We start from the raw sequence: 14,737 nt of genomic DNA on the forward strand, positions 1-14,737 counted from the left end.
AAACGGATCCGATGCGATGAATGCACCGCTCAATCAGTTCGGCCCGATCAAGGCTGTGATTTTCGACATGGACGGCTTGTTGCTGGACACCGAGGGCATTTACACCGAGGTCACGTCGCTGATTGCCGCGCGTTACGGTCGGGTTTTCGACTGGAGCATCAAGCAAAACATCATTGGCCGTGGGGCCGGTGATCTGGCGCGATACGTGGTCGAGGCGCTCGATTTGCCGATCACTGCCGAAGAGTTCCTGGTGATCCGCGAACCATTGATGCGCGAGCGTTTTCCTGCCGCGCTGGCGATGCCGGGTGCTGAGGAACTGGTGCGGCACTTGAAGGCCAACAACATTCCGATTGCCGTGGGTACCAGTTCCTCGCGTCAGTCGTTCGGGCAGAAGACCACGTTGCACCGTGACTGGTTTGCGCTGTTCGATTTCGTTGTGACGGCCGATGACCCGGAGGTCGGCGCAGCTAAACCGGCGCCGGATATTTTCCTCACCGCAGCGCGGCGCCTGGGCGTTGCGCCTGAGGACTGCCTGGTGTTTGAGGATTCGCCGTTTGGCGTCACCGCGGCGAAAGCGGCGGGGATGACCGCGATAGCGATCCCGGATGCAGCCATGGCGGATGAGAAATACGCACATGCCGATGGCATTCTTCGTACGCTGAAAGCGTTCACACCGAGCGCGTGTGGTTTACCCGCCCTCGAATGGGCTTAACGCACCCGTAAGCAAAAGTGGGAGCGAACAGGCTCGCTCCCACATTTTGTTTATGTCTAGCGCATCAGGCGCCGAAACCACCGTCGATGGTCAGGCTGGCCCCGGTGATGTAACCGGCTTCCGGACCAACGAGGTAGGCCACGAAGCTGGCGATCTCTTCGGCTTTGCCGTAGCGACCCACTGCCATCAACGGGATCAGGCTTTCCGCAAAGTCACCGTCAGCCGGGTTCATGTCGGTGTCGACCGGGCCGGGCTGCACATTATTAATGGTGATGCCGCGCGGGCCGAGGTCGCGGGCCAAGCCTTTGGTCAGACCTACCAGCGCTGATTTGCTCATGGCGTAAGGGCCGCCACCGGCGAAGGGCATGCGGTCGGCGTTGGTGCTGCCGATGTTGATGATGCGACCGCCTTCAGTCATGTGTTTGGCGGCGGCCTGGGTGGCGATGAACACGCTGCGCACGTTGATGGCCAGGGTCTGGTCGAAATCTTCGAGTTTGAAATCCTCCAGTGGTGCAACGGCCAGCACGCCAGCGTTGTTGACGAGGATGTCGAGGCGACCGAAGGCTTTAACCGTAGCGCTCACGGCGTTGCGGATGGCTTCAGCGTCGGCGCTGTCCGCCTTGATGGCCAGGGCTTTGCCGCCGCTGCCGGTGATGCTGTTTTGCAATTCTTCGGCTTTGGCCGTGGAGCTGACGTAGGTGAAGGCAACGGTTGCGCCTTCAGCGGCCAGACGTTTGACGATGGCGGCGCCGATACCGCGGGAACCGCCTTGAATCAAAGCCACTTTGCCGCTGAGGTTCTGAGTAGTCATAACGATCTCCAAAATCCCGAGGCGAGATGCCTCGGTTGATGGAGCCTAGTATCGATTGAGGATCAGGCGATGAGTAGCCGGCAATTGCGATAGTCTGTGTAAACCAAAAGTTTATAGTGGCACCTATGGAAACCTTCAGCAGTATCGAATGCTTTGTGCGCAGTGCAGAGGTCGGCAGCTTTGCCGAAGCCGCGCGGCGCTTGAGTTTGACCCCGGCCGCCGTAGGCAAGAGTGTGGCAAAGCTCGAGGCACGGCTTGGTGTGCGGCTATTTCAGCGCAGCACCCGCAGCCTGACGTTGACCGAGGCCGGTCAGCTGTTCCTTGGCGAGGTCAGTTCCAGCCTGCACACGATCCAGAATGCGGTGGCCAATCTGGCCAGCGCCGAAGGCCGACCGGCGGGGACACTGAAGGTCAGCATGGGCACGGTGTTTGGGCGCTTGTATGTCGTGCCGTTGCTGGGGGAGTTTTTGCGGCGCTTCCCCGCGATCAACCCGGACTGGCATTTCGATAACCGTCAGGTCGATTTGATTGCGCAGGGGTTCGATGCGGCCATTGGCGGTGGTTTCGAACTGCCCCAAGGGGTGGTGGCGCGCAAACTGGCGCCGGCGCATCGGGTGTTGGTGGCGTCAGCCGGTTATCTGGAGGCGCATGATGCGATCGCCGAGCCCGATGATCTCAAGCACCACGACGGCATTCTGATTCGTTCGCCGCAGACCGGCCGGGTGCGTTCCTGGCAGTTGACCAGTCGCACGCAGCAACACAGTCCGCTGACATTGAAGGCGCGGATGACCATGAGTGATTCGGAAGCCGCGTGCGCGACGGCGGCCCAGGGGCTGGGGATTGCGCTGGTCAGCATGCCGTTCGCCTCGGGGTTTCTGGAGAGCGGGAAGCTACAGCGGGTGCTGCCGGACTGGTATGTCGACGATGGCAACATTTCGATCTATTACGCGGAACACAAACTGTTGCCGGGCAAGACCCGGGCGTTTGTGGATTTCATCATTGAGCAGTTTGCGGAGCAGGGGCTGGGGCAGCGGTTTAGTGCGGTTTGAGTTCGGCTTGGGGCCGAGTTGCTGTCATCGCGGTCTGCCGCTCCCACAGGGGATCTCACAAGGCTCGGGATCAGGCCTTGGATTTGCTGATGATGTTGCCTGCATGCAACCCGCATTCTTTCTGCGTCGCCTCTTCCCACCACCAGCGACCTTCGCGCTCATGCTGGTTCGGCAGCACCGGACGGGTGCACGGTTCGCAGCCAATGCTGATGAACCCGCGCTCATGCAGGCTGTTGTAGGGCAGCTCCAGCATGCGGATGTAGCCCCAGATCTCTTCGCTGGTCATTTGCGCCAGCGGATTGAATTTGTACAGGGTGCGCTCGGGCGTCGAGAACGCGGTGTCGATTTCCAGCACCGCGACGGCGCTGCGGGTACCCGGGCTCTGGTCCCGGCGCTGGCCGGTGGCCCAGGCGGTGACGCCGGACAACTTGCGGCGCAGCGGCTCGATCTTGCGGATGCCGCAGCATTCGCCATGGCCGTCCTTGTAGAAACTGAACAGGCCTTTTTCCTTCACGAAGGGTTCAAGTTTCGTGTAGTCCGGCGACACCAGTTCGATGTCGATCTTGTAGTGCTCGCGCACCTGATCGATGAAACGGTAGGTTTCCGGGTGCAAGCGGCCGGTATCGAGGCTGAACACCTTGACGTTCTTGTTCAGCTTCCAGGCCATGTCTACCAGCACCACGTCTTCGGCGCCGCTGAAAGATATCCACAGGTCATCGCCAAACTCGGCAAAGGCGAGTTTCAGGATGTCCTGGGCGGACTTATTGGCATAGGTCGTGGCGAGTTCCACGACGTCGAACGTTGGGCTCATCAGGGCGGCTTCCTACAGGTCGGTGGCGCTGGGCGCTCTATATGGCTGCGATGGTAACAAAATCCTGCAGCCGCTGGCGCGCCCTCTGCGTTGCGCCGGTCAGCCCGAATCGCTAGAGTTCGGCAGTCTTTTTGCTCGCTCGACTCAATAATCAATACAAATGGGAGTGTCTTGTGGAAATTGCCTGTCTGGATCTTGAAGGTGTACTGGTCCCGGAAATATGGATCGCGTTTGCCGAAAAAACCGGAATCGAATCCCTGCGGGCTACCACCCGGGACATTCCTGACTATGACGTGCTGATGAAGCAACGCCTGCGAATTCTCGATGAACACGGCCTGAAACTCGCCGATATCCAGGAAGTGATTGCCACGCTCAAGCCGCTCGATGGCGCCATCGAGTTCGTTAATTGGCTGCGCGAACGCTTCCAGGTGGTGATCCTGTCAGACACGTTCTATGAGTTTTCGCAGCCGTTGATGCGCCAGCTGGGTTTTCCGACGTTGCTGTGCCATCGCTTGATTACCGATGATTCCGGTCGGGTGACCAGCTATCAGCTGCGTCAGAAAGATCCCAAGCGTCAGTCGGTTCTGTCCTTCAAGAGCCTCTACTATCGGGTGATCGCGGCGGGGGATTCGTACAACGACACGACGATGCTGGGTGAGGCGGATGCGGGGATTCTGTTCCATGCGCCGGACAATGTGATTCGCGAGTTTCCACAGTTCCCGGCGGTGCATACGTTTGAGGCGCTAAAGCAGGAGTTCATCAAGGCTTCTAATCGGGCGTTGAGCCTTTAGTCGTCTGGAAGGGCCCCATCGCGGGCAAGCCCGGCGCCTACAGGTATTGCGCTAAACCTGTGGGAGCCGGGCTGGGTCCGGGCGGCGTTCCGACGATGCTTTTAAAGGTTTTGCAGGGTATCGAGCAGGACTTTGACCTTGGTTATCGATTCCTGATACTCGGCCTGCCACTCGGAGTCAGCGACGATTCCGCCACCGCCCCAGCAACACACTTGCCCATCCTTGACCAGCAAGCTGCGAATCGCGATGGAACTGTCCATCTCGCCGCGCACATCCAGATACAGCAATGACCCGCAGTACAATCCACGCCGGGTCGGCTCCAGCTCATCAATAATCTGCATCGCCCGAATCTTCGGCGCACCAGTGATCGAGCCGCCGGGGAAGCTGCCGGCAATCAGGTCCAGCGCATCGCGGTCATCCGCCAGTTCACCGGTCACGCTGCTCACCAGATGATGCACGTTCGGATAGCTTTCCAGGCTGAACAACTCCGGCACTCGCACCGAACCAATGCGGCAGGTGCGCCCGAGGTCATTGCGCAGCAGGTCGACAATCATCAGGTTTTCCGCGCGATCCTTGGGGCTGGCGAGCAGTTCGGCGGCATTCGCCGCGTCTTCGGCAGCGGTCAGGCCGCGAGGGCGGGTGCCTTTGATCGGACGGGTTTCCACCTGCCGTTCGCTGACTTTGACGAAGCGCTCCGGCGACAGGCTCAGCACCGCGCCGCCCTCGGGCAGGCTCTGGAAACCGGAAAATGGCGTCGGGCACGCGGCGCGCAACGCGACGTACGCTGCCCATGGATCGCCTTGGCACTCCGCCCGGAAGCGCTGGGCGAAGTTGACCTGGTAGCAGTCACCGGCCTGGATGTAGTTCTGAATGCGTTCCAGCGCCTGGCGATACTGGTCGGCGCTCAGGTCGGCACGCATCGGCGCTTTCAGGGTGAAAGGTTCAAGGGTTTCGGCCGGCGGCTGACTGAACAGTGTGATCAGACGCTGGCGTTCGCTATTGACCAACGACGGGTGAAACACCAGTTGACTGGTCTTCACGTGGTGATCGCTGATCAAGGCCCAGTCATATAACCCGAAACGCGCATCGGGCAATTGCAGATCGTCTTGCGCCTGGCTCGGCAGGTTTTCCAGGTGCCGACCGAAGTCGTAGCTCAGGTAACCGATCAGGCCGCCGGCGAAGGGCAGTTCATCAGGCACTTGCGCTTTACCGAGTCGTGTCAGGTTTTCGCGCAGGCGTTGCAGGAAATCGCTGCCGCTTTCGTCGGGTAATACAGCCAGTTGCGCCAGCGGCCAGGCGCTGAGCAAATCAAAACGCCCACGCTCGGCACTTGGCCGGCCACTGTCGAGCAGCACAGCGCCGGGCGCGTGACGAATCGCCGCGAAGTAGTCGGCGGGGTTGGCGCGATAAGGGAGCGGGTGTACGGAACAGGTCAACATGGGCGGGGCGGGTCAGCCATCGAGGCGGGGTGGCGATTGTAGTCCTCTGCAGGATTTGCTCCTAGAGGGGATGTCGGGGATTGGCAAGTTGAGTGCTTTAGTGACTGTCAGTCCGCCATCGCGAGCAAGCTCGCGATGGCCGCGACTCGGTTTCAGATCAGCCCTCAACCGCCGGAATATGCCCAAACATCTCCTGAACAAACTCCACGCGCTCTTTCACCGTCTCGGTAACCCCGCGAGCCTTCAACTCTTCCAACCGCGCTTCAACCGCATGTGTACGCAAGGTCAGCCCGCAATCGTTGGCGATCTGGATGTTCAACCCAGGGCGGGCATTGAGCTCGAGGATCAACGGGCCTTTTTCCTGGTCCAGGACCATATCAACGCCGATGTAACCCAACCCGCACAGCTCATAACAGCCGGCCGCGAGTTTCATGAAACCGTCCCAGTAGGGCAGTTGCACGCCATCGACGGCGTTGGTGGTGTCGGGGTGTTTGGTGATGATGTTGTTCAGCCAGGTGCCGCGCAATGTTTCCCCGGTCGCGAGGTCGACACCGACGCCGATGGCGCCCTGGTGCAGGTTGGCCTTGCCGCCGGATTGCCGGGTCGGCAGGCGCAGCATGGCCATCACTGGATACCCCATCAACACGATGATGCGAATGTCCGGCACGCCTTCATAGCTGATGCTCTTGAAGATCTGGTCCGGGATCACCCGGTATTCGATCAGCGCGCGGTCGCGATGACCACCCAGGGAATACAGGCCGGTGAGGATACTGGAGACATGGTGCTCGATTTCCTCATGGCTGATGATCTTGCCGGACACCGTGCGATAGCGGCCCTCGAAACGGTCGGCGACCACAATGATGCCGTCGCCACCCGCGCCCTGCGCGGGTTTTATCACGAAGTCGGTACGGTCGCCGATGATGGAATCGAGGTTGTCGATTTCCTTCTCGGTGGAGATCACGCCATACAGTTGCGGCACATGAATGCCAGCGGCAATGGCGCGCTCCTTGGTGATGATCTTGTCATCGACAATCGGGTACAGGCTGCGCTTGTTGTACTTGAGCACGTAGTCGGCGTTACGCCGGTTGATGCCCATGATGCCCCGGGCTTCCAGGGCCTTCCAGGTCTTCCAGAAACCGAACATCAGACGTCCGCCTTCAGGAACGCCTTGAATCGCACCAGTTCGGTCAGGCGGTAGCCGCGATAGCGACCCATTGCCAGCATGAAGCCCACCAGGATCAGCAGGATCGCCGGGAACGTGAACACGAAGTACACCAGCTCCGGCACGGTCATGATCAAGTGCGCCAGGGACGCGGCGAACAGCGTGCCGATCGCCACTTTCATGGCATGGCCCGAACCGCGTTCTTCCCAGGTAATCGACAGGCGTTCGATGGTCATGGTCAGGATCACCATCGGGAACAGCGCCACCGACAGCCCGCGTTCGAGGCCAAGTTTATGGCTGAACAGGCTGATCGCCGCGATCAGCACCACCACGAAGGTCAGCACCACCGACAGCCTTGGCAGCATTTGCAGCTTCAGGTGTTCAAGGTAGGAACGCAGCGACAGCCCCAGCGCGGTGATGATCGTGAACAGCACGATGCCGAAGCCGAGCCCGGTTTCGCGGAAGGCGAGGGCGATCAGCACCGGGGTGAAGGTGCCGAGGGTCTGGATGCCGATCAGGTTGCGCAGGATCAGGATCACCAGCACGCCAATCGGGATCATCACCATGATCATGAACGTCTGCTGGGTTTGCAGCGGCAAACCGTACAGCGAGTATTCGAGGAAGTTGGCGTCGGTGTTTTCGTCGGTCAGCTTGGCCAGGCGAATGGCGTTCATTTCGCTGTTGTTGAGGCTGAAGGTCACGTTGGCTTTTTTGCCGCCATCGACGGTGATCAGGTTTTCGTCGCCGGTCCACCACAGCAGGCGATCGGTCGGCAGGCCTTGCTCACCGGTTTCCGGGTTGAAGTACAGCCAGTCAGTGCCGTTGAAGCTGCGCAACCAGAGTTCAGGCAGTTGCGGCTGGTCGGCCACCAGACGAATGGTGTGGACCTTTTCCACCGGCACGTGGGCGATGGACAGGACCAGCTCGACGATTTTGGCTTTGTTCGCGGTGGACGGATCGCCGGCCAGCAGCAGTTTCACATTGTCGTCGCTTAGATTGTTGACCCGCTTGATCGCTTCGCCAATGAAGGTCTCGACGTCAGCCGAGTGCTGGCGAATCGGTGCGAGCAGGGCTTCGGCGGCGATTTTTTCCGGGCCTTCGACGGCGATACTGTCACGGAAGGTCGGGCCCTTGACCTTGGATTTTTCGCCGGAGTAACGCTTGGTCAGCACCAGACGGTAATAAAGGGTTTGATTGCCCTTGGCCCGACGCGCCGACCAGGTGACCTTGCGGTTGCCGTCGACCCGATTCACTGCCACGCCGTAGTTATTGGAGATGAAGCTCTCGTTGAGGCTGACGAAGTCGCGACTCAGTGGCGGCACGAACATCTGGATCTTGACCGGGTCCTTGGCACTGGCGACGAACTCGACCTTGGCGTCGATGTTCCACAAGTCGTCGGTGGCGTCTTCGGTCACGGGAATGCCGAGCACGAAGATCTGATAGGCCGTAACTGAAATGCCCAGCACCACCAGGATGGCGATCAGCATTTTCAGATGGAGGTTAAGAGAGCGCATTGGAATTACTCTGCGGTATGAGCGGCGGTGGCGCAGGCGGGTTTGCCAGCAGCGTATTTAAGACTGGGGTCGACCAGCGCGTCGAAGCGTTTGAGCGCTTCGGAGCCGATCAACAGCGGGTATTGGAAGGCGCTGCGGTCGGTCAGGTTCACTTCGATGCTGCGTAATGCCGAACCCATGCAGATGTCCAGCTCGATTACCGGGCGGGCCGTGTACTTCTTGCCTTCTTCCGGGTCGTAGTCACCGGCCCGGCGCTTGATCTTGCTGACACGGGCCAGCGGCCGTTCGATCGGGTGCGAATGGGCGGCGTCGATGGCCAGGTAAAAGCGTACCCAGGACTCACCGTTGCGTTTGAAGCGTTTGATGTCGCGGGCACTCAGTGAGGCAGTTTTCGCCCCTGTGTCGAGCTTGGCCGCGACTTCCAGGTCGATGCCATCCAGGGAGGCGTACTCGTTGAGGCCGTACACCGTCTTTTCCCCCGCCGCGGCAAAACCGGGCAGACACAGTAGATAAAGGAATGTCGGGAAGGGCTTGAGTCTCATAAATCCTGGCGCGCAGCGGTCCGTACGTCGATTCAAGGCCCTGGCATTGCTGCGCAAGCTCCCTCGTATGCCTATCAGCTATTTGTGACAAACAGTGCAGATGTCACAAACAAATGCGGGCGGCATTCTAGCACGGTGGTTTGCTGGCGCCACCGCTGGCGGGCGGCTATAAACCACTGTGCTGCTTTGTTATGGTGCGGCGGGTTATTAGACGATTGTCGACAATATCGAATTATCCTTTGACTGCGGCGCCTGTTTTCGCTAGTTTTTGCGGCATCAGCTTTCAAGGTGTCGACAATATGTTGGATCAACTGGATCCCCCACTCATTACCCAAGACGATTCGGAGACACTTTCCGAAAACGTCTTCCGGCGTATTCAGGCGGCCATCGTCAAGGGCGAGATCGCCCCGGGCAGCAAGATCTCCGAGCCAGAGCTGGCGCGCACCTACGGCATCAGCCGCGGGCCGCTGCGTGAAGCGATCCACCGCCTGGAAGGTCAGCGCCTGCTGGTGCGCATTCCGCATGTCGGGGCACGGGTGGTCTCGCTCAATCATGCCGAGCTGCTTGAGCTCTACGAAATCCGTGAATCCCTTGAAGGCATGGCCTGCCGCCTGGCCGCCGAGCGCATGACGCTCGAAGAAATCGACGAACTGCGCCGCGTCCTCGAAACCCACGAGCGTGACGAAGCGTTCCAGGCTGGCCGAGGCTACTACCAGCAGGAAGGTGATTTCGACTTCCACTACCGGATTATCCAGGGCAGCGGTAACCGCACCCTGACGCAAATGCTTTGCGGCGAGCTGTATCAACTGGTGCGCATGTACCGCATCCAGTTTTCCACCACGCCCAATCGCCCACACCAGGCATTTGCCGAGCACCACCGAATTCTCGATGCCATCGCCGACCGTGACGGTGAACTGGCCGAGTTGTTGATGCGCCGCCACATCGGCGCCTCCAAACGCAATATCGCCCGTCATTACCAGGACGGCGCTAACCCGACAGCCAAACGAGGTGAGTCATGAGTTTGAACAAGAGCACTCCAGGCCAGCGTTTCCGCGATGCGGTCGCCAGCGAGCATCCATTGCAAGTGGTCGGCGCGATCAACGCCAACCACGCGCTGCTGGCCAAGCGCGCCGGTTTCAAGGCGATTTACCTGTCCGGTGGCGGTGTGGCCGCGGGCTCCCTCGGCGTGCCGGACCTGGGCATCACTGGCCTGGATGACGTGCTGACTGACGTGCGTCGCATCACCGATGTTTGCGACCTGCCGCTGCTGGTGGACGTGGACACCGGTTTCGGTTCCTCGGCGTTCAACGTCGCCCGTACCGTGAAATCGATGATCAAGTTCGGCGCTGCCGCCGTTCACATCGAAGACCAGGTCGGCGCCAAGCGTTGCGGCCACCGTCCGAACAAAGAAATCGTCTCGCTGCAGGAAATGGTCGACCGCATCAAAGCCGCGGTGGATGCGCGTACCGATGACAGCTTCGTGATCATGGCGCGTACCGACGCCCTGGCGGTCGAAGGTCTGGAATCTGCCCTGGATCGCGCCGCTGCGTGCATCGAGGCCGGCGCCGACATGATCTTCCCGGAAGCCATCACTGAACTGGACATGTACAAGCTGTTCGCCAGCCGTGTGAAAGCGCCGATCCTGGCCAACATCACCGAATTCGGCGCAACACCGCTGTACACCACCGAGCAACTCGCCGGTGCCGATGTATCGCTGGTGCTGTATCCGCTGTCCGCTTTCCGCGCGATGAACAAAGCCGCGGAAAACGTCTACACCGCCATCCGCCGCGACGGCACGCAACAGAACGTCATCGACACCATGCAGACCCGCATGGAGCTTTACGATCGCATCGACTACCACACCTTCGAGCAGAAGCTCGATGCGTTGTTCGCTGCGAAAAAGTAAGTCGAATAACTCCCTAATAAATTCAAGAAACTGGAGGCAGAAATGGCCGAAGCAAAAGTACTCAGTGGCGCCGGGCTCCGTGGTCAGGTTGCCGGGCAAACCGCACTGTCCACCGTGGGGCAATCGGGCGCAGGCCTGACCTATCGTGGCTACGACGTTCGCGAACTGGCGGCTGACGCGCAGTTCGAAGAGGTCGCCTACCTGCTGCTGTACGGCGAACTGCCGAGCAAAGCGCAACTGGATGCCTACGTCAGCAAGCTGAGCAAGCTGCGTGACCTGCCACAAGCGTTGAAAGAAGTACTGGAACGCATCCCCGCCGACGCCCACCCGATGGACGTGATGCGTACCGGCTGCTCGTTCCTGGGCAACCTGGAGCCGGAGAACAACTTCTCCGAGCAACACGACAAGACCGACCGTCTGCTGGCCGCATTCCCGGCGATCATGACCTACTGGTATCGCTTCAGCCACGACGGCAAGCGCATCAACTGCGTGACTGACGAGCCGACCATCGGCGGTCATTTCCTGCACCTGCTGCACGGCGAGAAGCCAAGCGAGTTGCACGTCAAGGTGATGAACGTTTCGCTGATCCTCTACGCAGAGCACGAGTTCAACGCGTCGACCTTCACCGCACGTGTTTGCGCATCCACACTGTCGGATCTGTTCTCCTGCATCACGGCGGCCATCGGTTCGCTGCGCGGTCCACTGCACGGCGGCGCCAACGAAGCGGCAATGGAAATGATCGAGCGCTTCAGCTCGCCGCAAGCGGCGATCGAAGGCACCCTCGGCATGCTCGAGCGCAAAGACAAGATCATGGGCTTCGGTCACGCGATCTACAAAGACAACGATCCGCGCAATGAAGTGATCAAGGGCTGGTCGAAAAAACTCGCTGACGAAGTGGGCGACAAGGTGTTGTTCCCGGTTTCCGAAGCCATCGACAAGACCATGTGGGAGCAAAAGAAACTGTTCCCGAACGCCGACTTCTACCATGCCTCGGCGTACCACTTCATGGGCATCCCGACCAAGTTGTTCACACCGATTTTCGTCTGCTCGCGCCTGACCGGCTGGGCTGCCCACGTGTTCGAACAGCGCGCCAACAATCGCATCATCCGCCCGAGCGCCGAGTACGTCGGCGTTGAACAGCGCAAGTTCGTGCCAATCGAACAACGCTGAATGGTGGGGGCCGACGCAGGGATCTAAATGCAACGCAGATCCCTGTAGGAGCGAGCCTGCTCGCGATGACGGACTGACATGCGACATCAGTGTCGGCAGTTACATCGCTATCGCGAGCAGGCTCACTCCTACAGTGGATTGTGTTCAGTTCAAGTCTTGCGTCTGGCCCCGCCTTTTGAAACTACCGTGACCCGAGTCCTGACGATGAACACAGAATTTCGCAAACAGCTGCCCGGCAGCCATCTGGATTACTTCGACGTCCGCGCGGCTGTCGAAGCCATTCAACCTGGCGCCTACGACACCCTGCCGTACACCTCCCGCGTGCTGGCGGAAAACCTTGTGCGTCGCTGCGACCCGGCCACGCTCACCGAATCCCTGAAGCAATTCATCGAACGCAAACGCGACCTCGATTTCCCGTGGTTTCCGGCCCGTGTGGTGTGCCACGACATTCTCGGCCAGACCGCACTGGTCGACCTCGCCGGCCTGCGTGACGCCATCGCCCTGCAAGGCGGCGACCCGGCGCAAGTGAACCCGGTGGTGCCGACGCAATTGATCGTCGATCACTCCCTGGCCGTCGAACGCGGTGGTTTTGATCCTGAGGCGTTCGAGAAGAACCGCGCCATCGAAGACCGTCGCAACGAAGACCGTTTTCACTTCATCAACTGGACCAAGAAAGCGTTCAAGAACGTCGACGTGATCCCACCAGGCAACGGCATCATGCACCAGATCAACCTGGAGAAAATGTCTCCGGTGATCCAGGTGCGTGACGGCGTGGCGTTCCCCGACACCTGCGTCGGCACCGACAGCCACACCCCGCACGTTGATGCATTGGGCGTGATCGCCATCGGCGTGGGTGGTCTCGAAGCCGAGAGCGTGATGCTCGGTCGTGCGTCCTGGATGCGTCTGCCAGAAAGCGTCGGCGTCGAGCTGACCGGCAAGCTGCAACCGGGCATCACCGCCACCGACATGGTGCTGGCGCTGACCGAGTTCCTGCGCAAGCAAAAAGTCGTGGGCGCATGGCTGGAGTTCTTCGGTGAAGGCGCCGCTGCGCTGACCCTCGGGGACCGCGCAACCATCTCCAACATGGCACCTGAATATGGCGCCACCGCGGCGATGTTCTACATCGACCAGCAGACCATCGACTACCTCAAGCTCACCGGTCGTGAAGACGATCAGGTGCAGCTTGTGGAGCAATATGCCAAGACCACCGGCCTGTGGGCCGACAGCCTGAAGGGCGCGCAATACGAGCGCGGCTTGACCTTCGACCTGTCCACCGTGGTGCGCAACATGGCTGGCCCGAGCAACCCGCACGCCCGTGTCGCGGTTTCCGATCTGGCCGCCAAAGGCATCTCCGGCAAGTGGGATGACGTGCCTGGCCAAATGCCGGATGGCGCCGTGATCATCGCCGCCATCACCAGCTGCACCAACACCAGCAACCCGCGCAACGTGATCGCTGCCGGCCTGCTGGCGCGCAACGCCAACAAGCTCGGCCTGACCCGCAAGCCATGGGTCAAATCGTCCCTGGCACCGGGTTCGAAAACCGTCGCGCTGTACCTGGATGAAGCCGGTCTGACCGACGAGCTGGAACAGCTCGGTTTCGGCGTCGTCGCCTTCGCCTGCACCACGTGCAACGGCATGTCCGGCGCACTGGACCCGGTGATCCAGCAAGAGATCATCGACCGCGACCTGTACGCCACTGCCGTGCTGTCCGGTAACCGCAACTTCGACGGCCGGATTCACCCGTACGCCAAGCAAGCGTTCCTCGCTTCGCCGCCACTGGTGGTCGCTTACGCCATCGCCGGGACCATCCGTTTCGACATCGAAAAAGATGTGCTGGCCGTGGTCGATGGCAAGGAAATCCGCCTGAAAGACATCTGGCCGAGCGACGAAGAAATCGACGCCGTGGTCAAGGCCTCGGTGAAGCCTGAGCAGTTCCGTCAGGTCTACATCCCGATGTTCGCCATCCACGAAGACACCGGCCCGAAAGTAGCGCCGCTGTACGAGTGGCGCGAGATGAGCACCTACATCCGCCGTCCGCCGTACTGGGAAGGCGCGTTGGCCGGCGCACGTCCGCTCAAGGGTATGCGCCCGTTGGCGGTGCTGCCGGACAACATCACCACCGATCACCTGTCGCCATCGAATGCGATCATGCTGGACAGCGCCGCCGGTGAATACCTGGCGAAAATGGGCCTGCCGGAAGAGGACTTCAACTCTTACGCGACTCACCGCGGTGACCACCTGACTGCACAGCGCGCCACCTTTGCCAACCCGAAACTGTTCAACGAAATGGTTCTGGAAAACGGCAAGGTCAAACAGGGTTCGCTGGCGCGCGTCGAGCCGGAAGGCAAAGTGATGCGCATGTGGGAAGCCATCGAAACCTACATGGAACGCAAGCAGCCGCTGATCATCATTGCCGGCGCCGACTACGGTCAGGGTTCGTCCCGCGACTGGGCGGCGAAGGGCGTGCGCCTGGCAGGGGTGGAAGCGATTGCCGCCGAAGGTTTCGAGCGCATTCACCGCACCAACCTGGTGGGCATGGGCGTGTTGCCGCTGGAGTTCAAGGCTGGCACCAACCGTCACACCCTGGCCATCGACGGCAGTGAAACCTACGACGTGATCGGCGAGCGCACACCGCGCGCCGAGCTGACGCTGGTGATCCATCGCAAGAACGGCGAACGCGTCGATGTGCCGGTGATGTGCCGCCTCGACACCGCCGAAGAAGTGTCGATCTACGAAGCCGGTGGCGTGTTGCAACGCTTTGCCCAGGACTTCCTCGAAGAGTCGGCAGTCGCCGTCTAACACACGCTGTACAGACACGGGACTTCAAGTC

General features: G+C 60.4%; 13 protein-coding genes. 7 read left to right on the forward strand and 6 right to left on the reverse strand.

Features of this window, described 5'->3' with window-relative positions:
- The first annotated feature begins 16 nt into the window (after positions 1–16).
- The gene (locus tag D882_RS0106815; RefSeq protein ID WP_027922536.1) at positions 17–712 is read left to right on the forward strand and encodes an HAD-IA family hydrolase; all 696 of its coding nucleotides are present in this window, start codon (positions 17–19) and stop codon (positions 710–712) included.
- Between the two features lie 64 nt (positions 713–776).
- Here D882_RS0106815 and D882_RS0106820 read toward each other — a convergent pair whose 3' ends face one another.
- Positions 777–1,523, reverse strand: a complete 747-nt coding sequence (locus D882_RS0106820) for a 3-oxoacyl-ACP reductase family protein (RefSeq protein ID WP_027922537.1) — start codon at positions 1,521–1,523, stop codon at positions 777–779.
- A gap of 125 nt (positions 1,524–1,648) precedes the next feature.
- On the opposite strand from D882_RS0106820, the gene D882_RS0106825 reads away from it, so the two are divergent.
- The gene (locus tag D882_RS0106825) at positions 1,649–2,572 is read left to right on the forward strand and encodes a LysR family transcriptional regulator (RefSeq protein WP_027922538.1); all 924 of its coding nucleotides are present in this window, start codon (positions 1,649–1,651) and stop codon (positions 2,570–2,572) included.
- Between the two features lie 70 nt (positions 2,573–2,642).
- Here the strand turns inward: D882_RS0106825 and D882_RS0106830 are convergent, their stop codons facing one another.
- Positions 2,643–3,383: a phosphoadenylyl-sulfate reductase gene (locus D882_RS0106830; protein WP_008027340.1), complete on the reverse strand. Its 741-nt coding sequence runs from the start codon at positions 3,381–3,383 to the stop codon at positions 2,643–2,645.
- A gap of 173 nt (positions 3,384–3,556) precedes the next feature.
- Between D882_RS0106830 and thrH the strand changes: the two genes are divergently transcribed.
- Positions 3,557–4,174 carry a bifunctional phosphoserine phosphatase/homoserine phosphotransferase ThrH gene (thrH, locus tag D882_RS0106835; protein ID WP_027922539.1) on the forward strand — a complete coding sequence of 206 codons (618 nt, stop codon included), beginning with the start codon at positions 3,557–3,559 and terminating at the stop codon, positions 4,172–4,174.
- Between the two features lie 101 nt (positions 4,175–4,275).
- On the opposite strand, the gene pabB is transcribed toward thrH, so the two are convergent.
- The 4 genes from pabB to D882_RS0106855 form a co-directional block, all read right to left on the reverse strand.
- Entirely contained in the window at positions 4,276–5,613 is a 1,338-nt protein-coding gene (pabB, locus tag D882_RS0106840) for an aminodeoxychorismate synthase component I (RefSeq protein WP_027922540.1), read from the reverse strand.
- Positions 5,614–5,770: 157 nt separating this feature from the next.
- Entirely contained in the window at positions 5,771–6,757 is a 987-nt protein-coding gene (locus tag D882_RS0106845) for an alpha-L-glutamate ligase-like protein (protein ID WP_027922541.1), read from the reverse strand.
- Positions 6,757–8,289, reverse strand: coding sequence for an inactive transglutaminase family protein (locus D882_RS0106850; RefSeq protein WP_027922542.1), 1,533 nt, complete (start codon positions 8,287–8,289; stop codon positions 6,757–6,759). The genes D882_RS0106845 and D882_RS0106850 overlap by 1 nt, the downstream gene beginning before the upstream one ends.
- Positions 8,290–8,294: 5 nt before the next feature.
- Positions 8,295–8,831, reverse strand: coding sequence for an ATP-dependent zinc protease (locus tag D882_RS0106855; protein WP_027922543.1), 537 nt, complete (start codon positions 8,829–8,831; stop codon positions 8,295–8,297).
- 302 nt (positions 8,832–9,133) lie between these two features.
- Between D882_RS0106855 and D882_RS0106860 the strand changes: the two genes are divergently transcribed.
- From D882_RS0106860 to acnD, 4 genes are all read left to right on the forward strand, one after another.
- Complete coding sequence (locus tag D882_RS0106860; RefSeq protein WP_172825947.1) at positions 9,134–9,850, forward strand: GntR family transcriptional regulator; 717 nt, start codon at positions 9,134–9,136, stop codon at positions 9,848–9,850.
- Positions 9,847–10,737, forward strand: coding sequence for a methylisocitrate lyase (prpB, locus tag D882_RS0106865; RefSeq protein ID WP_027922545.1), 891 nt, complete (start codon positions 9,847–9,849; stop codon positions 10,735–10,737). Before D882_RS0106860 ends, prpB begins: the two co-directional genes overlap by 4 nt.
- A gap of 42 nt (positions 10,738–10,779) precedes the next feature.
- Complete coding sequence (prpC, locus tag D882_RS0106870) at positions 10,780–11,907, forward strand: 2-methylcitrate synthase (protein WP_027922546.1); 1,128 nt, start codon at positions 10,780–10,782, stop codon at positions 11,905–11,907.
- A 204-nt stretch (positions 11,908–12,111) separates the two neighbouring features.
- The gene (acnD, locus tag D882_RS0106875) at positions 12,112–14,706 is read left to right on the forward strand and encodes a Fe/S-dependent 2-methylisocitrate dehydratase AcnD (protein ID WP_027922547.1); all 2,595 of its coding nucleotides are present in this window, start codon (positions 12,112–12,114) and stop codon (positions 14,704–14,706) included.
- Positions 14,707–14,737 lie beyond the last annotated feature (31 nt).

The organism is Pseudomonas sp. URMO17WK12:I12, from assembly GCF_000514395.1.
GTDB classification, from domain to species: domain Bacteria; phylum Pseudomonadota; class Gammaproteobacteria; order Pseudomonadales; family Pseudomonadaceae; genus Aquipseudomonas; species Aquipseudomonas mucoides.

Excerpts from the sequence above, each read along its gene's own strand:
- D882_RS0106815 (WP_027922536.1), top strand. The coding sequence starts at position 17 with ATGAATGCACCGCTCAATCAGTTCGGCCCGATCAAGGCTGTGATTTTC.
- D882_RS0106820 (WP_027922537.1), bottom strand. The coding sequence starts at position 1,523 with ATGACTACTCAGAACCTCAGCGGCAAAGTGGCTTTGATTCAAGGCGGT.
- D882_RS0106825 (WP_027922538.1), top strand. The coding sequence starts at position 1,649 with ATGGAAACCTTCAGCAGTATCGAATGCTTTGTGCGCAGTGCAGAGGTC.
- D882_RS0106830 (WP_008027340.1), bottom strand. The coding sequence starts at position 3,383 with ATGAGCCCAACGTTCGACGTCGTGGAACTCGCCACGACCTATGCCAAT.
- pabB (WP_027922540.1), bottom strand. The coding sequence starts at position 5,613 with ATGTTGACCTGTTCCGTACACCCGCTCCCTTATCGCGCCAACCCCGCC.
- D882_RS0106845 (WP_027922541.1), bottom strand. The coding sequence starts at position 6,757 with ATGTTCGGTTTCTGGAAGACCTGGAAGGCCCTGGAAGCCCGGGGCATC.
- D882_RS0106850 (WP_027922542.1), bottom strand. The coding sequence starts at position 8,289 with ATGCGCTCTCTTAACCTCCATCTGAAAATGCTGATCGCCATCCTGGTG.
- D882_RS0106855 (WP_027922543.1), bottom strand. The coding sequence starts at position 8,831 with ATGAGACTCAAGCCCTTCCCGACATTCCTTTATCTACTGTGTCTGCCC.
- prpB (WP_027922545.1), top strand. The coding sequence starts at position 9,847 with ATGAGTTTGAACAAGAGCACTCCAGGCCAGCGTTTCCGCGATGCGGTC.
- prpC (WP_027922546.1), top strand. The coding sequence starts at position 10,780 with ATGGCCGAAGCAAAAGTACTCAGTGGCGCCGGGCTCCGTGGTCAGGTT.
- acnD (WP_027922547.1), top strand. The coding sequence starts at position 12,112 with ATGAACACAGAATTTCGCAAACAGCTGCCCGGCAGCCATCTGGATTAC.